This is a genomic window from Streptomyces sp. NPDC001315 (assembly GCF_042896175.1).
In the GTDB taxonomy this organism is placed as follows: Bacteria; Actinomycetota; Actinomycetes; order Streptomycetales; family Streptomycetaceae; genus Streptomyces.
Genome location: NZ_JBIAWZ010000013.1, coordinates 19,946 through 40,062, shown reverse-complemented (window position 1 = coordinate 40,062; position 20,117 = coordinate 19,946). Strand labels below are relative to the sequence as shown.

Below are 20,117 nucleotides of genomic sequence, written 5' to 3'. Positions count from 1 at the left end.
CCTACCCCTGGTCGGCGACGAAGGACGCCATCCGGGTCAGTGCCGCGTTCCAGTTGATCGCGGTCTCGTTCGTCGACCAGGACTGGATGTCGTCGATGTAGCAGAACTGGCCGACGCAGCCGAGGAGTTTGCTCTGCGCGTAGGGGTCCTGGATGTTCGAGTTGGGGCCTCCGGCGAGCGTGCCGTTCGGCGGGTTCGGGAGGCTGGGGTCGAGTTCGTGGGCGTACCAGCGGCTGTGCTGGTTGTGGGAGCTGACCTCGCCGTAGCCGGTGACGTAGGACATGTTCAGGGCGTTGCGGCCGAGGACGTAGTCCATGCTCTGGACGGCGCCGTCGCGGTACTTGGCGGTGCCGGTGAGGTCGTACGCGGTCGACAGGACCACGGCGTTGTTGAGGACCTGATGGGTGGAGCCCCAGTCGTAGACGTTGTCGTCGGGTGCGTAGGGCATGCCGTACGGCTGTGACTTCAGCGTGGACAGGTAGCGGTCGGCGCCGTTGACGACGGACTGGCGGACCTTGTCGCGGCCGGGGAGTCCGCTCGGGACGGTCGCGAGGTCGAGGCGGCCCGCCGCCGCCGTCCTGCCCCAGTCGAAGCCGAGGCTGCCGAAGATGTCGGCGGTGTGGACCGGGGAGTTCAGGACGTACGTCCGGAACTGCTTCTCCCCCGTGGTGAGATACAGCTCGGCGGCCGCCCAGTAGAACTCGTCGGTCGCGTCCGTGTCCGAGTAGGCGCCGCCGCCGATGCCGTCGTTCGGGTCCGCGTAGACCTCGGGGTGGGCCAGCGCGGCCGCCCAGGCCTTACGGGCGGCGGTGAGCGCCTTCGTCGCGAACGCCCGGTCGTAGGGGCGGTACAGACGCGCCGCCTGTGCGGCCGTCGCCGCCAGGTTCAGGGTCGCCTGGGTGGTCGGCGGGTGCAGTTCGCGTTTCTGCGGGTCGTCGCTCGGCAGCAGCGGCAGGCCCGTCCACTGGGCGTCGTGGATCTTGTGGTGGGCCATGCCGGCCAGCGGCTGCCCGTCCGGCACCTGCATCCGCAGTAGGAACTCCAGCTCCCAGCGGGCCTCGTCGAGGATGTCCGGCACCTTGTTGCCGCTCTCGGGGATGGCGAGCGTGCCGTCGCCGAGCTTCGCGGGCCGGCCGGTGGGGGCCAGCAGGGAGCGTTCGTAGGTGCTCAGCAGCTCCCAGGTGGCGATGCCGCCGTTGACGACGTACTTGCCGTGATCGCCCGCGTCGTACCAGCCGCCGGTGACGTCGAGCGTGTAGTCGCACACGCCCGGCTGGCAGGGGACGTTCGCGTCGCCCTGGTTGGGGGCGGTGTTCAGATGGCCGGCCTGCCTGCCGTAGCCCGGCCGGAGCTCGTCGCTGATCGCGATGCCGCTGCGCTGCGTGTAGTAGTACTTCACGGCGTCCAGCCGCAGCTGCTCGTAGGCAGCGGTGCCGATGTCGAAGGAACGGCTCGTCTCCCCGTCGACGACCAGGGTGAAGCCGCTGCCCGGCCTGCGGTAGGAGCCGAAGTCGATGGAGTGGACGTTCTGCCCGGAGGAGACGTCGGTGCCGCGCGGCACGGTCCAGCCGTGGGCGACCGTGGCGCCCAGGTCGTCCTTCAGCTGCCAGGGCAGTTTCGCGGTGGCGTCGGTGACCAGGGTGGCGTTCTTGGGCCCGGCGGGCAGATAGGCGACCTGGTTGACGCGGACGCGCGGACCGGTGTCGGGCTGGTACACCTCCGGCGGTACGCCGCCCAGGAGCGACACGTCGTCCAGGCAGAACCGCCAGGCGTCCGCGCCGCCGCCGACCTGGAAGGCGACCTGGGCCTGGGCCGTGTCGACGGGGGACGTGAACGTGTAGCTGTACGAGTTCCCCGACACGCTCAGTTCCGGGCTCACCTCGTACCAGGTGTCGTACGGCGACACCTGCAACCCCACGATCGCCCGGGCCACATGCCCCTCGGGCGTGCCGGACGCGGTGAAGGAGAAGCGGTACGACTCCCCCTTCACCAGGGTGATGTCGTTCTGGCCGACGGCTGCGTCCCAGGGGTTGGCGGTGCCGCCCGGCACGTCGGCGCACAGCCGGCCGTCGGAGAGGGCGGAGGTGACGTTCGCGGACGTCCACCACGGGTCGGTGGTGGTGTCGAAGGTGCCGTTCCTGACCTGCTCGACCTCGTCGGCCCCGGCCTGCTGGACGGGCAGCGCGGTGAGCGCCGCGCCCAGCAGGCCGGCCAGGGACAGCAGGACGGTTCTGCGTCGTTTCACGCCTGGGCTCCTCGGGGATATGCGGGTGACGCCCTGGTGGGAGCGCTCCCAAATGCGGACGCCCGCCATGCTTATCGGAGACATGACAGCTCGTCAACGGTCCGGACGGGACTGGTTCCCGTCCGGACCGTCGAGCCCGCCTACGCCTCCAACTTGCCGATCCGCACCGCGCCTTGGGCCTCACCCGGGTGAGCGCTCGTCAGCGTGAGCCGGAGCCGGGAGCCGCTCACCGCGTCGAAGGTGATCACCGTCGGGGTGTCCGAGGCGGTGGCCCACTCGACGGACGCGCCCGTGACCCGCGCATACCCACGGCCGTCCCAGACCGCGACCTCGACCGACGCGGGCAGCGTGTGCGTGGCGTCCACGGTGAAGGACACCTCCACCCGGTCGAAGCTCCTCGTCCGCCCCCAGTCCACCGACACCCAGTCCTGCGGCCGCGCGCCGCTGAAGGCCGGCAGCAGGGCCGTCGCCGACTTGGCGAAGGCGTTGGACCAGCCGCTGGCCGGGTCGCCGTCCAGCATGGCGGCGGGAAGGGTGTCGGGGCGTCCGGAGTAACTTGCGTCCGCGTATGGGTAGTTCAGGGGCACCGGATGGTCGGGCTGGAATTCCGCCGCCGGGGTGGTCGCCACCGACCGGGCGTCCGTGGTCCGCACGGTCGCGGTGTCCGCGCGCAGGCCCTCCGCGCGCGCCGTGACCTTCAGCGTGCCCGCCCCGGTGCCGGACCGCACGATGGCCAGAGCCTTGCCGTGGAAGGCGGTCCGGGTACTGGCCTGGTAGCGCTCGGCGCTCTCCTCGCGGCCGTTGTCGAGTCCGGCGAGGGAACCGCCCTTCACGTCGAAGGTGATCAGGTCCTCGGCGTCGGGCACCACCACGCCGTGGACGTCGACGATCTCCGCGGTCACGAAAACCAGCGAACGTCCGTCCGCGGCGACCGACTCACGGTCCGGGGTGAGGCGTACGGCGTGCGGGGCGCCGGCCGTGCGCAGCACGTCGGTGGCGACCGCCTTGCCGCCGCGCCGCGCGACCGCCTTCAGCTCACCCGGCTCATAGGCGACCTTCCAGGTGAGGTGGAGCTTGCCCGCGCTGCCGTTCGGGCTGGTGTAGCTGCCCGGGTAGGGGCCGTCGGTGAAGGTCTTGTCGTCGCCGGTCGCCTCGGTGGTCTCCAGATAGGTGCGGCCGTCGGTGGTCTTCTTGGTGTCGAACGTCCGCGTGCCGAGGGACTTTCCGTTGAGGAACAGCTCGACGGTGTCGACGTTCGCGTACGCCCACACCTCGACCGTGTCGCCCTGCTCGTGGTTCCAGGTCATCGGCACCAGATGGACCATCGGCTCGTCGACCCACTGGCTCCGGAAGAGGTAGTACATGTCCTTCGGGAAGCCGGCCGTGTCGACCGCGCCGAAGAAGGAGGCCTTCACCGGGAAGACGTTGTAGGGGGTGGGTTCCCCGATGTAGTCGATGCCCGACCACAGGAACTGGCCCGCGAACCACTTCCGGTCCCGGTCCTTCTTGTGCCCGTACTCGCCGCTCATGGTCCAGGAGGCGAGGTTGTTGTCGTAGGAGGAGGTCGCCCGCTTGCCCGGGGTGTAGTTCTCGCCGGTGTTGAGGTGCTCGGGCTCCTGGTAGGTGCCGCGGGTCGAGGTCTCCGAGGACGACTCGGACTCGAAGAGGAACAGGTGCGGGTAGGTCGCGTGCAGGACGTCCACGGACTTGGCGGTGTTGTAGTTCAGGCCGAGGCCGTCCAGCTTGGCGAGCATCAGGTCGGCCGCGGAGCCCTTGGCCGGCGGGTTGCGGTACTTGTCGGAGCCGATGACGAGCGGGCGGGTGTCGTCGGCGGCCTTGATCGCGCCGATGATGCGGTCCGCCATCGCCAGCCCGGCGGTGGCGGTGGAGTCGGGGATCTCGTTGCCGATGGACCACAGCACCACGGCGGGCGAGTTACGGGCCGCGAGGACCATCTCGGTGGCGTCCTTCTCGCACCACTCGTCGAAGAACCGGCCGTAGTCGTACTTCGTCTTGCCGGTGCGCCAGCAGTCGAACGTCTCCACCATCATCACGATGCCCAGGTCCTCGCAGACCTCGATCATCTCCGGCGAGGGCGGGTTGTGGGACGTGCGGAAGGCGTTGACGCCCATCGACTTCATGACGGTCATCTGCCGGCGTACGGCGTCGATGCTGATCGCGGCGCCCAGCGCGCCCAGGTCGTGGTGCAGGTCGACGCCCTTGATCTTGGCGTGGGTCCCGTTGAGCTGGAAGCCCTCGTCGGGGTCGAAGCGGAAGGTCCGGATGCCGAAGGGGGTGCGGTAGGTGTCGGTTCGCCGGCCGCCGACCCGGATCTCGGTCTCCAGGGTGTAGCGGTGGGGGGTCTCGAAGTCCCACAACTTCGGTTCGGTGACGGTGAGTTCGTGGGTCTCGGCGGTCTCGTCGGTGACGGCGACCGTGGTGGACGTGCGGGCGACGGTACGGCCGCCGGGGTCGACGATCCGCGAGACGACCTCGACGTCGGCGTCGGCGCCGGACTCGTTGACCACGGATGTCCGCACCCGTACGAGGGCCCGCTCGGCGGTGACCTCCTGCGTGGTCACGTACGTGCCCCAGCGCGCCACGTGCACCGGCTCGGTGACGACCAGGCGGGCCTCGCGGTAGATGCCGCTGCCCGAGTACCAGCGGCTGCTGGGCAACCTGTTCTGGACCTTGACGGCGATGACGTTCTCGGTCGTGCCGTCGGTGTGCACCAGGTCGGTCACGTCGAGAGCGAAGCCCGTGTAGCCGTAAGGGTGGTGGCCGACCTCGGTGCCGTTGCAGTAGACGTACGAGTCCATGTAGACGCCGTCGAACTCGACCGAGATCCGCCGGCCGGCGAGGGCCGGGGGCAGGGTGAAGGCGAGGCGGTACCAGCCGAGGCCGCCGGGGAAGAAGCCGGTGCCGCTGGTGGTGCCGTTCTCCGTGGTGGGGGTCTGCTCGATGCTCCAGTCGTGCGGGACGGCGACCTCGCGCCACGCCGAGTCGTCGTGGCCGGGGTCGGCCGCGTCGGCGTACGCGCCGGTCGGGTCGGTGATCCCGCCCGGGTTGACCAGCGCGAAGCGCCAGCCGTCGCGCAGGGCGAGCGTGCGGCGGCCGGAGGAGTGTCCGACGGCCTCGGCGGCCCACGCCGCCGGGCTACCGAGCAGCGCTCCGGCGGCCGGCGCGGCCGCGGAGGCGAGCAGTACCGATCTGCGAGTGACCGTCATGGCGGCTCTCCCTCATCAGGGCCCAGAAGTAATCACAACTGATCGTTAACAAACAGAATCTGACGACGCGCCACGCACGCCCGTCAAGGGTGCGGGAGCCGTCTTCTGTCCCGGGCGCCCCGCGCGGCTCGGCGGCCGGACGTCACCGTGACCGCCCGCCGTCCGGGCGCGGAGCGCCGTCCACGCGGGACCGGAACGCACTAGGCTGGAAACTCAAGTGACCCACCTGTCACTGTGAGTGTGCGCGATGGAGTGGCGACGATGAGCCCGGACTACCCGTTCGACGATGCCGCGACGGCACGGGCTGTCATCGCCTGTGACGGCACGCTGACCGAGTGGAACTCCGGCGCCCGGCGGCTGCTCGGGTGGGATGCGGCCGAGGTCGTCGGGCGTCCCGCCGCACGGCTGCTGGCCCACGGGGACGCGGGACCGGTGCCCGCACCGACGGAGGTGCGCTGGGACGGGACGGTCGCGCTGCGCCTCCGCGACGGCCGTACGGTGTCCGTGTGGCTGCTCGCCCACCATCGACGGCCGCAGGACGGCGGCCCCGGTCACTGGCTCGTCGTCACCCCGCTGGAGGGCGGTGGCCCGGCGGCACCGGACGATCCGCTGGCCATGGCGGCGCTGCTCCAGTCCCCCTGTGCCGTCGCGGTCTACGACGAGCGGCTGCGGCTGCGCCGTGTCAACGACGCCATGGCGAAGGTGATCGGCCTGCCCGAGGAGCGCATCCAAGGCCTCAGGGCCTCCGAGATCGGCGGGAAGACGCAGAGCGCGGAACTGGAGGAGGAGATGCTGCGGGTGCTCCTCTCCGGCCGCGCGCAGGACGTCCAGACGTACACGCGCACCGGTGGCGAGGACCGGGCGCACGCCTGGCTGACCCGGATGGCCCCGGTCACCGACACCGAGGGCCGGGTGCGGGGCGTGTGTATGGCCGCCCACGACTTCACCGACAACTACCTCGCCCGCCAACGGCTGCAGCTGGTCAACGAGGCGAGCATGCGCATCGGCACCACCCTCGACGTCGCCCGGACCGCCCAGGAGCTGGTGGACGTCTGCGTGCCCGCCGTCGCGGACTTCGTCAGCGTCGACCTGCTGGACCCACGTGATTCCGGCGACGAGCCGTCGGGACCGCTCACCGCGCCGGTCGAACTGCGCCGGGTCGCCCACCAGTCGGTGAACCCGGGCAGCCCCGAGGCGGTGGTCAAGCCGGGTGAGGCACACGCCTACCCCGCCGGATCGCCCCAGGCCGACTCCCTCGTGGTCGGCCGCACGATCGTCGCCTCGGTGGCGGACGGTGACCTGGACCAGTGGCTGGCCTGGGACGAGGTGCGCGACAGATGGGTCCGGGAACACGGCGTCCACTGCACGATGTCCGTGCCGATCCAGGCCCGCGGGACGACCCTCGGCGTCGCGGTCCTCACCCGCTTCCGGCGGCCGGACCCGTTCACGTCCGACGACGTGCTGCTGGCCGAGGACGTGACCGCACGGGCCGCCGTCTGCATCGACAACGCCCGCCGGTTCTCCCGCGAACGCGAGACGGCCCTCGCGCTGCAACGCAGCCTGCTCCCCCGGACCCTGCCGCGGACCGCCGCCCTGACGGCCGTCTCCCGCTACCTTCCGGCCGCGCGGGCCGGGGTGGGCGGCGACTGGTTCGACGTGATCCCGCTGTCCGGCATGCGGGTCGCCATGGTCGTCGGGGACGTCGTCGGCCACGGTATCCAGGCCTCGGCCACCATGGGCCGGCTGCGCACCGCCGTGCGCACCCTCGCGGACATCGACCTGGCCCCCGACGAGCTGCTCACCCACCTCGACGACCTGGTGGTACGGCTGTCCGAGGATGCCGACGGCGAGGGCAGCCCCGGCGAGGTCGGCGCCACCTGTCTGTACGCGGTGTACGACCCGGTGTCCCGCCGCTGCACGCTCGCCCGGGCCGGGCATCCGCCGCCGGTGATGCTGCCGCCGGGCGGCGCGCCGGAGCAGGTCGACCTGCCCGGGGGTCCGCCGCTGGGTCTGGGCGGGCTGCCCTTCGAGTCGACCGAGCTGCACCTGGCCGAGGGCACCGTGCTCGCCTTCTACACGGACGGGCTGATCGAGTCCCGCGAGCGTGACGTGGGCGTCGGCCACCGTCTCCTCGTCGATGCCCTGGCGGCCCACACGGGCTCCCTGGACGTGACCTGCGACCGGATCCTGCACGCGCTGCGCCCGGCGGGCGTGGCCGTCGACGACGTCGCCCTGCTGGTCGCCCGCACCCAGGGACTGCCCGCCTCCCAGGTCGCGACCTGGGACATCCCGGCCGACCCGGCGCTCGTCGCCCCGATCCGCAAACAGGTCGTCGAACAGCTCGCCACCTGGGGGCTGTCCGAGGCGGCGTTCACCACCGAGCTGGTGGTGAGCGAGCTGGTCACCAACGCCATCCGGTACGGCTCCCAGCCGATCCGGCTGCGGCTGATCCACGACGCGACCACAATGATCTGCGAGGTCTCCGACACCAGTCACACGGCTCCGCACCTGCGCCGCGCGAAGACCTGGGACGAGGGCGGCCGGGGACTGCTGCTGGTCGCCCAGCTCACCCAGCGCTGGGGCAGCCGGCACACCGCCTACGGCAAGACGATCTGGGCGGAGCTGGCACTGTTCGACGAGGAGTGAGTTCCGGCCGATCCGGGCACCCTCCTCCCGCGACCGCATCGGACTCGCACGAGAGGGCACCCGATCCACATGTCACAGTCCAAGAGCCCCTCCGCCGCACTGCTGTGCGCGGTCGCGCTGCTCAGCCTGGCAACCGCCTGCGCCGGCGGTGACAGCACGGCGGCCACGCATACACCCCGGCCGCCGACCGGCACGACGAGCAGCGCGCGGCAGCCGACGCCGGGCACCCCGACGATCACCACCGCGAGTACGACGCGGGGTACGTCCGGTGGCCGTACGACCGGCGGCGCCGACGCCACCCGCTGTCACACCTCGGAGCTGCGCGCCTCGGTCGGCCGCAACAACCCGGGGGCCGGGCAGGAGAACTTCCCGATCGTCCTCACCAACGTCTCCTCCCGCGCCTGTACGCTGTACGGCTTCCCGGGCGCCGCGTTCGTGGACGCCTCCGGCAAGCAGCTGGGACCGGACCCGAAGCGCGCGGCCGACTCCTCCCCCACGACCGTCACGCTGGCGCCGGGCCGCAGCGCCTGGGCCGGGCTGACGTTCGCCAATCCGGAGGTCAGCGAGGCGCGCACGGCCACCCCCGTCTCGCTGGTCGTCACCCCGCCGGACGAGCGGGACCCGCTCACGGTGGGCTGGACGGGCGGGAAGGTCCCCGTGGGCGGCAACGAGTCGTCGGTGTTCCTGACGACGTTCAGCTCCGGGACCGGCGCCTGAGGGCAGGTCAGCGGCGGCCGCTCCCGTATCCGCCGTAGCCGCCGTCTCCGTAGCCGCCATTGCCGTAGCCGCCGTACGGGCCGTTCCACGAACAGTTGTACGGGTTGTACGTGCATGGGTTCGCGGTCGTGGCCGAGCTCGTCGACGTCGGAGTCGGCGTCGAGCGGGTCTCGGACGGCGTGGGCGTGGGAGTCGGGGTCTTCTTCGTGGTGGGGGCGGGCGTGGGCGTGTCCGCGTCCCAGTTGACGGCCTCCATCTGGGGGTCGGGCTCGGAGGTGTCGATCACCCAGCGCTGGGCGGCGGTGTCGGTGCGGTTCTTCAGGACCAGGGCACCGGATCCGTCGGTGGCCGCGGGGCTGAGGGCCAGGTTCTGGTCGGAGCGTGGCACCAGGGTGCCCTGGAGGGTGAAGTCGTAGCGGACGCTCTTCGCCGCCGGCGCGGATGCGCCGACGCACGGGCCGAGCCGCACCGAATAGCCGAGGTGGGAGTCGAGGCACAGGTCGGGGGCCGCGACGCTGCGCAGCAGCCCGTCGGTCTCGTACGACCACTGCTGGCTCGCCGCGGAGGAGCAGGTGGCGAGCTCGGTCTCGGAGCCCTCGACGGTCTTCTTGCCGACGACGGCGACACAGAGCCCGGACGCGACGTTGTGGAGTCGGCCGTGCAGTGTGCCCTGTGTCTCCTTCGCGGCGCCCACCCACGACGGGGCGGCGGTCGACGAGCCGCCCGCCGCGGAGCCGGTGGCCTCGACGGCACCGCCGGTCGCCTCGGTGGTCTCGTCCCCGGAGCCGAGGGTGGACCACAGGACCAGCGGAAGGACGATCAGACCGCTCACGGTCAGGACGGCGGTGGTGAGGTTGCGGCGGCGGGCCGCCCTGGCCCGCTGGGCGGCCCGGCGGGAACCCCTGCGCGGGGCGGTGCCGGTCGTGGAGTCCGTCGCCGCGAAGGACTCCCCCGCGCCGGCCGGGGACCCCGCCGGCTGCTCCTGGACCGCGGTGCCCTCGGCCTCCGCGGGGTCGGCCACCCGCGACTCGACGTAGGCGCGGGCACCCCAGCCGAGCACGCCTTCGGCCAGGGCGAGGCCGAGCCCCGCGTTGAACGCGGCCAGCTGGTCGGCCGTGTCACGGCAGTGCCTGCACCGGTCCAGGTGCCTGCGCAGATCGGGGTCGACGTCGGCGCCGCCGCGCCGGTAGGTCACGTCCAGCAGCCGCAGGTACTGCCGGCACTCCTGCTCCGGCGCGAGTTCCCGATGGAGCTGGAGGCACTCCTCGCGCATCCGCTCATGTCCTCGACGCAGAGCGACGCGTGCGCCCTCCTCGTCCAGGCCGAGCAGCGCGGCCGGTGCGGTCAGCGGCTCAGCCTCGACCTCGGTGTGCCACACCAGGCACCGGCCTGACGCGGACAGCCGCTGGAACGCCCGGGACAGCAGGCGCCTGTTCGCCGGCGGCAGCAGCCGGGCAGCCGCGCGGTTGCCGTCGTCGGACCCGGAGCGCAGCGCGGGATGGAGCAGATCGCGTCTGCCGTCGGTGTCCCACTCGGCCGCGATGCGGCGCACGGTGACGAGCAGACGCGGCCGCCAGGCGGCGGTCGGCCCGTCCTGCGGCAGGGATTCGCCGAAGAGCCTGGTGAATGCCGCGGTGGTGAGCATGCCAGCGGCCCGCACACCGTCGGTGCACAGGCGGGCGTAGGCGAAGGCCGCTTCCCAGTGCCGGTCCAGCAGTTCGCCGACCGGATGCAGCGCGGGTGACGCCCCCGTCCACTGCTTCAGCTCTGCGCTCAGCTGCACATCCGTCGCATCGAACGGATGCACGGGACCCGGAGAATTCATCGGGCCTGCCTCATACACGGCTGCATTCCTCCCAGGGACCTGCGGCATAAAGTCCGTACCAAGTGGTAATGCGACCCCGCCGACAGGACGGCGGAGCCCCGAACGCACGCGTTCGGCATCTCGGGCGTCCGCCGGGGGAAGCTCTTTTGAAGCGTGGGGGGGTGGACGGGAGTGGCGTCGTGCGTACAGCAGCGGGAAATTCCTTGTCTGCACGCTGACAAGGCACACCATTGCACAGGCCCGGGAGAAGGAACAAGCGATCTCGCGTTTTTGTGCATTGCACACGCCGGGCCACTAATTGACGGAAGGTCAATCAGGGTCGCTCGGCGGATTGCGCTCCTTTCGGAACAGTAATTGCGGCGCGCATTTCCGCCCGGTACGCGCCGGGTGGGATGCCGTGGCGTTCGCGGAACACCCGGTTGAAGTGGAAGGGGCTGGCGAAGCCCGAGGCCGCGGCGACGCGCTCCACGGACAGGTCGGTGCTCTCCAGCAGCCGGGCGGCGTGACGCAGCCGTGCCTCACGCAGTGCCCGCATGGGTGACTGGCCGAGTTGCCGGGTGAAAAGGTGCGCGAACCGGGAGGGCGAGAGTGCCACGCTCCGCGCGAGGGAGCGGACGGTATGCGGGAAACCCGGGTCGGCGGCCATCGACTCCTGGGCACGGCGCACCCGTTCGTCGACACCCGACGGGTCCGCGGGGGTCCGCGCCGCGGCCGTGGTGAGCAGGACGACCTCCTCCAGTGAGCACAGGGCGAGTTCCCTGGCGGCGCTGCCGTGCGCAACGGCGACCCCGTCGTCGGCGGGCGTGGGACCCGGCGGTGCGCCGGAGCCGGTCCAGCGGGCGTCGGCGAGCATGCGGCCGAACGCCGCCTCGACCCGGCCGTGCACGGCACCCGGGACGGGGGTGACGACGTACATGCCGTCCCCGGCGTCGTACGAGCGCAGCCACGGCGTCCAGGACGGCCGCGCCTGGCAGTGCGCCCACCAGAACCGCCAGTGCCGTGCGGCCGGTCCGACCCCGTAGCCGTGCCGGACCCCCGGCGCCAGCACCACCAGGTCTCCCACTCCCGCCCGTGCCTCGATGCCGCCCTGGTGCAGCCGGCCCTGTCCGCCCGTCGTCCAGGTGAACAGCCAACTGTCGGAGCCGCGCGGCCGGTGGACGGCGTACCCCGCGGGCTGGTCGAAGTGGCCGACCACCACCAGGCCGGGCGGCGGGGACGGATCGCCGGGCGCAGCAGTCCCGGGCAATGCGTCAGCGTTCACGGGCATCCTCCGTCGGGGCGCGTCGTCCTAGCGTGGCGGCCACAGAACACCGAAGCCGAGGAGATTCTGTGACATCCACCAAGAGCAGCCAGGCGCAAGCCGCTCACATCCTGACGGAGGCCGAGCTCGACCGGTACCGGGAGGACGGGTTCACCGTCGTACGCGGGCTGTTCGGGTACGACGAGATCGACCGCCTGCGCGATCGGTTCGCGGCGCTGCACGCGGCCGGCCCCGTGCCCGGCCACTTCGAGCCCCGCCCGGCCACGCCCGGCGAACCGGCCGATCCGCTGGGCGCCTACCCGAGGGTGATGCAGCCGCACGAGATCGACGGCGCGGCGCTGGACACGCTCCTGGACGCACGGCTGCGCACCGTTCTGGAGACCCTGCTGGGCGAGGAGGTGCTGGCCGCGCAGAGCATGTTCTACTTCAAGCCGCCGGGGGCCCGGGGGCAGGCGCTGCACCAGGACAACTTCTATCTTCGGGTCGAGCCGGGCACGTGTGTGGCGGCGTGGATCGCCTGCGACGTGATCGACCGGGACAACGGCGGTCTGGAGGTCGTGCCGGGCACGCACCGGATGGACCTGTTCTGCCCGGAGGAGGCGGACGAACTGGTGTCCTTCGCACGCGAGTACGTACCGCCGCCGCCCGGACTCGCGGCCGTACCGGTGGACATGGCCCCGGGCGACGTCCTGTTCTTCAACGGCAGCCTGGTGCACGGCTCGCAGCCGAACCGCACCGCCGACCGGTTCCGGCGGTCGTTCATCGGGCACTACGTCGGCCGTTCGACGGAGCGCATCGGGGGCTACTACCGCACGCTGTCGATGAGCGGCGACCGGGTCCCGCTGCCGGAGAGCGAGGGCGCGGGGCCGTGCGGCACGGAGTTCGCGCCGCACGGACCGCACTGACCTCACTCGCCGCTCAGCGGTCGTCCGTGGCCGTCAGTGGCCGGCGACGGGGTGCGGGGCGTAGGGCTCCTGGAGCTCCTCGATCTCCTTGTCGCTCAGCTCGAGTTCGACGGCGGCCACCGCGTCCTCGATGTGCTGCGGCTTGGCGGCACCGACGACGGGCGCGGCCACCGTGTCCTGGTGCAGCAGCCAGGCGAGGGCGACCCGCGCGCGCGGGACACCGCGTTCGCCCGCGATGCGGGTGACGGCCTCGACGATGCCGCGGTCGCCCTCCAGGTAAAGGGTGTTGCCGAAGTTGTCGGTGGTGCTGCGCCCGGTGACGGTGCCCCAGTCGCGGGTGAGGCGACCGCGGGCGAGCGGGCTCCAGGGCAGCACACCGACGCCCTGGTCCGCGCACAGCGGCAGCATCTCGCGCTCCTCCTCGCGGTAGAGGAGGTTGTAGTGGTTCTGCATGGAGACGAACTTGGTCCAGCCGTGCCGTTCGGCCGTGTACTGGGCCTTGGAGAACTGCCAGGCGTACATCGAACTCGCCCCGATGTAGCGGACCTTGCCCGCCTTCACCAGGTCGTGCAACGCCTCCATCGTCTCCTCGACGGGTGTGTTCGGGTCCCAGCGGTGGATCTGGTAGAGGTCGACGTAGTCGGTGCCGAGGCGGCTGAGGCTGTGGTCGATCTCGGTCATGATCGCCTTGCGGGACAGGCCGCCGCCGTTGGGCCCGGCGTGCATCCGGCCGTGCACCTTCGTCGCGAGCACGATCTCGTCGCGGCGGGCGAAGTCGCGCAGCGCCTTGCCGACGATCTCCTCGCTCGTGCCGTCGGAGTAGACGTTGGCGGTGTCGAAGAAGTTGATCCCGGCGTCCAGCGCCTGCCGGATCAGCGGGCGCGAGGCCTCCTCGTCGAGCGTCCACTCGTGCACGCCCCGGTCGGGCAGTCCGTAGGTCATGCAGCCCAGACAGATCCGCGACACGTCCAGACCCGTCGAACCGAGCTTCACGTACTGCATCGTTGCTGCTCCTGCCTTCGGTAGGGGGATACCAGGAGGGAGCGTACGTCGTCGCCCGAGGGGCCGCGTCGGGCGTTCCGTTGCTGCCCGCAGGTGACCGCGCGGCGTGGGAGCGGCCGAGCGGCGGTCCACTCCCGCATCCTCGGCGCAGATGACCGGCGCGCGGCCGGTCGGCTGCGCACGGGAGGAACTCGGTGCCCACACGTCTGGCCAGGCTCAGGACCCTTGCGGGGGCGGCCGTACTGCCCCTCGCCCTGGTGTCGCCCGCGTGGGGCCGGTCGGGTCCGCCGCACACGGCTCCGGCGGCGGACGAGCCGTCGACGCTCTGCGCACCCGCGGGAGTCCTGCAGGGCGAGCACGGACAGCGCGCCGTCGTCAGCCTGTGCGCGAGCGGCGGCACGCCGACGATGGGCGTCTCCGCCTCGGCGACATGCCGCCGCCACACGCCGCCCGACGCGCGGTACGCCTGTCTGACGTCGGGCACGTGGACCGCCCGGCGCGACGGCCGCACGGTCGCCTCCGGCACGCTCCCCGGCCCGGGGCCCTACCCCGGCCCCGGCACCTACGACATCGAGGCCACCGTGCACGTTCGTTCGGCGCCCGCGGGCGTGGATCTGCGGGGCACCGTCCGCGCCGCGCTGACACTCACCGCGCCCGAGCCCACGCCCACGCACCGCATCGAGGTCGACCGGCGGACCCTGCGGCCGGGGGCCACGACCACGCTGACGTACACGGTCCACCGCAGCAGCGACGAAGGCGACGGCAGCGCGCGCTTCGGGCTCATCGGCGAGGAGGGTTCGGGAGTGGAGCTGACCACGGCCGACGCCCGCTGCGTCAATCCGCTGGTCGGCCGTCACCCGTCGCGGACGAGGCTGAAGCACTCGCTGGACTGCGCGCTCACCGACCTCCAGCCGGGTCACCCGTCGACCGTGGTGGTCCGGGTGTCGCTCAAGTCCGCCTGCTCCACGGTCGTCTCCAAGCTCGGCTACTGGATGCCGCAGGGACAGGCGCTGTACACCGGAGGCATCGTGGCGGGGCCGACCGTGGGCTGCGGCTAGACCCTGCCCCGTGGGCTGTGACTGGACCCGACCCCGTGGGCTGCGGCTAGACCCCGTCCAGCAGGTCCAGCGCCCGCGCCCAGCCGAACTCGGGCCGTTGTCCGTCCGTGCCCGCCCCGCCGGCGTACGGATCCCCGAAGCGGACGCCCATCCCGCGCAGCCGTATGAGGCTGCCCCCGTAGGCGGGGTGGGTGGCCAGGGTGTCGGACACGCAGGGCAGGACGGCGATCGGGACGCCCAGGCCGGGGGCCTCGCACAGGGTGGCCAGGGCGAGGGTGTCGGCGATGCCGGCCGCCCACTTGTTGACGGTGTTGAAGGTGGCGGGCGCGACGACCACGGCGTCCGGGGGCGGAAAGGGGCGCGGCTCGCCCGGCCTGCGCCAGGCGGAGCGGATGGGGCGACCGGTCTGGGCCTCGACGGCGCCGGTGTCGAAGAACCCGTTCAGCGCCGCCGTGGGCGTGGCGAAGACGCCGACCTCCCAGTCCCGTTCCTGCGCGGCGGTGATCAGTTTGCTGACGTCCACGGCGATCCCGGCGGCGCAGACGACGACGTAGAGGAAGGGCTTCCCGTCCTGTTCGGTCATCCGGGCAGGCTACTGAACCGGGAACGAACGCCCGCGTTCGGCATCGGGCCGCGATCGGAAGACACGGCGGTCCTGCTCCTCGATCGGCACGTCGTTGATGCTGGCCTCGCGCCGGGTCATCAGCCCGTGCTCGTCGAACTCCCAGAGTTCGTTGCCGTACGACCGCCACCACTGGCCGTCGGCGTCCCGGGACTCGTACTGGAAGCGGACCGCGATGCGGTTGCCGTCGAACGCCCACAGGTCCTTGCGCAGGGCGTAGTCGAGTTCGCGCCGCCACTTGGCGCTGAGGAACTCGACGATCTCGTCGCGGCCGTTGATGAAGGTGTCGCGGTTGCGCCAGACGGAGTCCTCGGAGTAGGCGAGCGCCACCTTGTGCGGATCGCGGGTGTTCCAGGCGTCCTCGGCGGCCTGGACCTTCTGCTCGGCGGTGTGGCGGGTGAAGGGCGGCAGGGGCGGGCGGTCGGCCATGGTCTTCCTCCTGGGCGGCACACAGAGGGGGAACGGGCGTTCTCCGGACGACTGCCAACGTAGGAGATCGCTCGTTCCCCCGTCGACCGGCTCGGGCGGCGCTCAGTCCGCCGGGTCCGACAGCGTGATGGCGCCGACCGGGCAGGCCTTGACGGCCACCCGCACCATCGGGTCGCCGGCGCCGTCCTCCTTGCCGGGCAGTACGGTGCTGAAGCCGTCGTCGTCCTGGGTGAAGACGCCGGGAGCGGCCAGGGCGCACTGGCCCGCTCCGATACAGACGTCCTTGTCGATGTCGATGTGCATGACCGGAGCCTCTTACCAGGTCACGGGGAGTTCCAGCATCCCCTGGATCGTGTCACCGGGTTTGAAGGGAATTTCGTCCGCCGGGGCGGCCAGGCGTAGGCCGGGCAGCCGGTCGAAGAGGGTACGCAGGGCGACCTCCAGTTCGGCGCGGGCCAGGTTCTGGCCCAGGCACTGATGGATGCCGAAGCCGAACGCGACGTGGTGACGGGCGGAGCGCTCAAAGTCCAGTGTGTCCGGTTCGGGGTAGGCGGTCTCGTCGCGGTTGATGACCGAGGTCGAGAAGAGCACGCCGTCGCCGGCCCGGATCGTCGTCCCGTCCACCTCGATGTCCTCGACGGCCTGCCGCAGCAGCCCGTCGGCGATCGACAGCATCCGCATGAGCTCCTCGACGGCGGCGGGCAGCAGCGCGGGGTCCGCGCGCAGTTCGGCCAGCCGTCCGGGGTGCCGCAGCAGGGTGTAGGTGCCGAGCGAGATCATGTTGGCGGTCGTCTCGTGGCCCGCGACCAGCAGGATGATCCCCAGGGCGATCAGCTCCTCGCGGTCCACCGCGCCGTCACCCAGTCGCTGGTGGACGAGGTCGTCGAGCACGCCGGTGCCGGGCGGCTCCTTCTGCTTGCGGTCGATCAGATCGCCGAGATACGCCTCGAGCCGTTCGCGGCCCTCCAGCACGTCGGCGACGTCGGGGCCGCGCAGCAGCCGGCGCGACTGCTCCTCGAAGAAGTCGTGGTCGGCGTACGGGACACCGAGCAGCGCGCAGATCACCGTCGACGGCACGGGCAGCGCGAAGGCGCTCACCAGTTCGGCGGGCGGCCCCTGAGCGATCATCGCGTCGAGCCGTTCGTCGACGATCCGCTGGATGTCGGGCCGCAGTGCGGCGGCGCGTCTGACCGTGAAGCTGGGGACGAGCATCCGCCGTTGGATGTGATGTTCCGGGTCGTCGACGCCCAGCAGGGCGGTCCTGCGGTCGCGGACGGCCGCGAAGCGCGGGGTCGTCGCGGGGAAGCCGGGCCGGGTGCGGTCGGTCGACAGGCGCGGGTCGGCCAGCAGCGTGCGGGCGAGGCCGTGGCCGGTGACCAGCCAGGCCTGACGGCCGTCGTAGAGGGTGACGCGGGCCAGCGGCCGGTCGGCGCGCAGGGGGTCGTAGGCCCTGGGCGGGTGATAGGGGCAGCTGCGGTCCTGGGGGAAGGCGACGGGTTCCGAGAGTTCCGTCATGGGAGACCTCACAGACGAAGGATGCGTCGTGCCGATCTTCATTAGATGTCTCAGGCATCCATGGAGCGACGCAACGTTCGGCCAGATCGGCGAATGGGGGCAATCTGGCCGGAATGCTGACCTCCGCTCGGTGGGTTCGGGGTCCGTGCGCGCGGTCACCTCTTAATTCGGTTGCCGCGGGGAAGCCACGACCCCCAGTATCTCGCCATGCCTACGACCGATGCCTTTCTGCCGCTGACGCCCGCCGCCCTGCTTCCGGTCCGCGTCCAGCAGCAGCCCGGCCGCCCCCGGAGGCCCGATTCCGCCCGGTCGTGACGGCCGCGCTCGTCGCGGGCCTGGTCGCGGGCTACGGCATCGCCGTACCCGTCGGCGCGGTCGCGACCTACCTCGTCTCCCTCACCGCCCGCACCTCGCTGCGCACCGGCGCCTGTGCCGCGCTCGGCGTGGCGAGTGCCGACGGGCTCTACGCCCTTCTGGCCACGCTCGGCGGCTCCGCCCTGGCCGCCGCGCTGCGACCGGCCCTGGGGCCGCTGCGCTGGGCCTCGGCACTGGTGCTGATCGCACTGGCGGTACGCAGCGCGGTCACAGCGGTGCGCCGGTACCGGGGCCACCGGCTCGCCACCCGTTCCGACCCGCCGCCACCGAGCCCCGCCCGGGCCTATCTGGGGCTGCTCGGCATCACCCTGCTCAACCCCACCACCGTGATCTACTTCGCCGCGCTCGTCCTCGGCGCCGGCACGGCGCGCAGCGTACGCCCCCTGGAACAAGGCGTCTTCGTCCTGGCGGCCTTCGCCGCGTCCGCGAGCTGGCAGTTGCTGATCGCCGGGGGCGGCGCGCTGCTCGGCCGGGCGCTGACGGGACACCGGGGGCGGCTGGTGACGGCGCTCGCGTCCAGCGGGGTGATGGCCGCGCTGGCCGCGCGGATGCTGGTGGCGTCCGGGTAAGGCTGATCTGCACCGTGCACCGTGGTCCCGGACGAATGCCGGACGTCGCGGTGTTGAAGTACTGTGCGATCAGCCGTACGACGCGACGATGGGACGAATGCCATGCCGCTTGAGGGCGAGTACGAACCCAGCCCGACGCAGTGGGTACGTGAACAGGTGGAGCTGTACGAGAGCTCCGGAGGCACCAAGGGGACGACCCTGCTGGACACGGGACTGCCCGTCATCCTGCTGACCACGCGAGGCACGAAGAGCGGCAAGCTCCGCAAGACGCCGCTGATGCGCGTCGAACACGACGGACGCTATGCCGCCGTCGCCTCGCTGGGCGGGGCACCCAAGCACCCCGTCTGGTACCACAACGTGAAGGCCGATCCCCAGGTGGAGCTGCAGGACGGGCCGAGCAAGCAGGACATGAGGGCCCGCGAGGTGACCGGCGAGGAGAAGGCGGAGTGGTGGAAGCGCGCCGTCGCCGCCTACCCGCCGTACGCGGACTACCAGGAGAAGACGGACCGCGAGATCCCGGTCTTCGTGCTCGAACCGGCCGACGGAAACTGAGCGGAATTTTTCCCGACCGGGATGCATGCACCGGCGTCCGCCGGGCACCCGAGGTTCAGGCCCCGCCGCGCTCCCCCGTCGCGGCGGGGCTTTGCCCTGCCTCCTGTGCGCGCCGGTCGGTCACGTCGAGGAAGATCTCCCGCGCCTGAGGGAACATACGGGCGACGGACCGCTTGATACGCACCGCGACCTCCTCGACCTCCTCGCTGTCCAGGCCTGGCACCAGGTCGATCCGTGCGGCCACCAGGGTCGACTCCAGCCCCGTCATCATCGTGAACAGCGCCTCCACGCTGTCGATCTCGGGCTGCGCCTCCAGCAGCGCCCGGATCCTGCCACGCAGTTCCGGGTCGGCGGCCTCCCCGATGAGCTGGTCGCGCGCCTCGCGGCCGAGCACGTACGCGACGAAGACCAGCAGCGCCCCGATCGCGATCGAGGCGGCCGCCTCCCACACCACCTGTCCCGTGACCATGTGCAGCGCCATGCCGACCATGGCCAGGGTCACGCCCAGCACGGCCGTGCCGTCCTCGGCGACGACCGTACGCAGGGCAGGGTCGCGCAGGCCGGACGCGCCGCCCTGGGCGCGCACCTGGTGCAGGGCCCGCAGCAGCGAGACGCCCTCGGCGACGAAGGCGACGCCGAGCACGATCAGGCCCGCCACATAGCCGCTGAGCTTCTCCTCGGTGCCGTTCCTGAGCGCCTCGAAGCCCTGGAAGAAGGAGAAGCAGCCGCCCATCACGAAGATGCCGACGGCCGCCAGGAGCGACCAGAAATAGCGTTCCTTGCCGTAGCCGAAGGGGTGGCGTCGGTCGGCGGGGCGGCGGCTGCGGCGCAGCGCGGCCAGGAGGAAGACCTCGTTCAGGCTGTCGGCCACGGAGTGCGCGGCCTCCGACAGCAGCGCGGGCGAGCCCGCGAACAGGCCGCCGACGGCCTTGGCGACCGCGATGACGAGATTCGCGGTGAGCGCCACGAGCACGGTGACGCGTGTCTTCCGGTCCGGATTGCTCTCTGCCGTTGTCCCGCTCACGTTCGCCGACTGCCCCGGTCGGTACGACTCGTAACCGTGCCGTCGGCCGAAATCGGGGAACGCGGAGACCAGGAAGCCATGTCGAGGGCCCTCGTGCAAGGCCTTCGTGGGCCTTCATGGGGGGACGTGGCGGATATGTGTGCGA

Annotated in this window: 16 protein-coding genes; 6 read left to right on the top strand and 10 right to left on the bottom strand. The window is 71.7% G+C overall.

What is annotated here, in order from left to right; genetic code table 11:
* Position 1 precedes the first annotated feature (1 nt).
* Together ACFY16_RS29150 and ACFY16_RS29145 are read right to left on the bottom strand one after the other, a co-directional pair.
* Complete coding sequence (locus ACFY16_RS29150; protein WP_390650157.1) at positions 2–2,245, bottom strand: glycoside hydrolase family 9 protein; 2,244 nt, start codon at positions 2,243–2,245, stop codon at positions 2–4.
* A 140-nt stretch (positions 2,246–2,385) separates the two neighbouring features.
* Positions 2,386–5,472, bottom strand: a complete 3,087-nt coding sequence (locus tag ACFY16_RS29145; RefSeq protein WP_390650156.1) for a glycoside hydrolase family 2 TIM barrel-domain containing protein — start codon at positions 5,470–5,472, stop codon at positions 2,386–2,388.
* A gap of 261 nt (positions 5,473–5,733) precedes the next feature.
* Here ACFY16_RS29145 and ACFY16_RS29140 point away from each other — a divergent pair, with 261 nt between their 5' ends.
* A complete protein-coding gene (locus tag ACFY16_RS29140) occupies positions 5,734–8,118 on the top strand; it encodes a SpoIIE family protein phosphatase (protein ID WP_390650155.1) in 2,385 nt (794 codons plus the stop codon).
* 69 nt (positions 8,119–8,187) lie between these two features.
* Positions 8,188–8,835, top strand: a complete 648-nt coding sequence (locus ACFY16_RS29135) for a DUF4232 domain-containing protein (RefSeq protein ID WP_390650154.1) — start codon at positions 8,188–8,190, stop codon at positions 8,833–8,835.
* Between the two features lie 7 nt (positions 8,836–8,842).
* Here the strand turns inward: ACFY16_RS29135 and ACFY16_RS29130 are convergent, their stop codons facing one another.
* Positions 8,843–10,660, bottom strand: a complete 1,818-nt coding sequence (locus ACFY16_RS29130) for a ricin-type beta-trefoil lectin domain protein (RefSeq protein WP_390650153.1) — start codon at positions 10,658–10,660, stop codon at positions 8,843–8,845.
* 313 nt (positions 10,661–10,973) lie between these two features.
* A complete protein-coding gene (locus ACFY16_RS29125; RefSeq protein WP_390650152.1) occupies positions 10,974–11,927 on the bottom strand; it encodes a helix-turn-helix domain-containing protein in 954 nt (317 codons plus the stop codon).
* A gap of 101 nt (positions 11,928–12,028) precedes the next feature.
* Here ACFY16_RS29125 and ACFY16_RS29120 point away from each other — a divergent pair, with 101 nt between their 5' ends.
* Positions 12,029–12,826 carry a phytanoyl-CoA dioxygenase family protein gene (locus tag ACFY16_RS29120; RefSeq protein WP_390650314.1) on the top strand — a complete coding sequence of 266 codons (798 nt, stop codon included), beginning with the start codon at positions 12,029–12,031 and terminating at the stop codon, positions 12,824–12,826.
* A 33-nt stretch (positions 12,827–12,859) separates the two neighbouring features.
* On the opposite strand, the gene ACFY16_RS29115 is transcribed toward ACFY16_RS29120, so the two are convergent.
* Positions 12,860–13,828 (bottom strand): aldo/keto reductase, encoded by a 969-nt coding sequence (locus tag ACFY16_RS29115; protein ID WP_390650151.1) that lies wholly within the window; start codon positions 13,826–13,828, stop codon positions 12,860–12,862.
* A gap of 194 nt (positions 13,829–14,022) precedes the next feature.
* On the opposite strand from ACFY16_RS29115, the gene ACFY16_RS29110 reads away from it, so the two are divergent.
* Positions 14,023–14,886 carry a hypothetical protein gene (locus ACFY16_RS29110; protein WP_390650150.1) on the top strand — a complete coding sequence of 288 codons (864 nt, stop codon included), beginning with the start codon at positions 14,023–14,025 and terminating at the stop codon, positions 14,884–14,886.
* A gap of 46 nt (positions 14,887–14,932) precedes the next feature.
* On the opposite strand, the gene ACFY16_RS29105 is transcribed toward ACFY16_RS29110, so the two are convergent.
* The 4 genes from ACFY16_RS29105 to ACFY16_RS29090 form a co-directional block, all read right to left on the bottom strand.
* Positions 14,933–15,469 carry a flavoprotein gene (locus ACFY16_RS29105; protein WP_390650149.1) on the bottom strand — a complete coding sequence of 179 codons (537 nt, stop codon included), beginning with the start codon at positions 15,467–15,469 and terminating at the stop codon, positions 14,933–14,935.
* 9 nt (positions 15,470–15,478) lie between these two features.
* Complete coding sequence (locus ACFY16_RS29100) at positions 15,479–15,937, bottom strand: nuclear transport factor 2 family protein (protein WP_390650148.1); 459 nt, start codon at positions 15,935–15,937, stop codon at positions 15,479–15,481.
* A gap of 102 nt (positions 15,938–16,039) precedes the next feature.
* On the bottom strand, positions 16,040–16,240 hold the full coding sequence (locus ACFY16_RS29095; RefSeq protein ID WP_390650147.1) for a ferredoxin: 201 nt from the start codon (positions 16,238–16,240) through the stop codon (positions 16,040–16,042).
* Positions 16,241–16,252: 12 nt separating this feature from the next.
* A complete protein-coding gene (locus tag ACFY16_RS29090) occupies positions 16,253–17,452 on the bottom strand; it encodes a cytochrome P450 (protein ID WP_390650146.1) in 1,200 nt (399 codons plus the stop codon).
* A gap of 311 nt (positions 17,453–17,763) precedes the next feature.
* Here ACFY16_RS29090 and ACFY16_RS29085 point away from each other — a divergent pair, with 311 nt between their 5' ends.
* A complete protein-coding gene (locus ACFY16_RS29085; protein WP_390650145.1) occupies positions 17,764–18,396 on the top strand; it encodes a LysE/ArgO family amino acid transporter in 633 nt (210 codons plus the stop codon).
* 102 nt (positions 18,397–18,498) lie between these two features.
* Positions 18,499–18,948, top strand: coding sequence for a nitroreductase family deazaflavin-dependent oxidoreductase (locus tag ACFY16_RS29080; protein ID WP_390650144.1), 450 nt, complete (start codon positions 18,499–18,501; stop codon positions 18,946–18,948).
* Positions 18,949–19,003: 55 nt separating this feature from the next.
* Here ACFY16_RS29080 and ACFY16_RS29075 read toward each other — a convergent pair whose 3' ends face one another.
* Complete coding sequence (locus tag ACFY16_RS29075; RefSeq protein ID WP_390650143.1) at positions 19,004–19,972, bottom strand: cation diffusion facilitator family transporter; 969 nt, start codon at positions 19,970–19,972, stop codon at positions 19,004–19,006.
* Positions 19,973–20,117 lie beyond the last annotated feature (145 nt).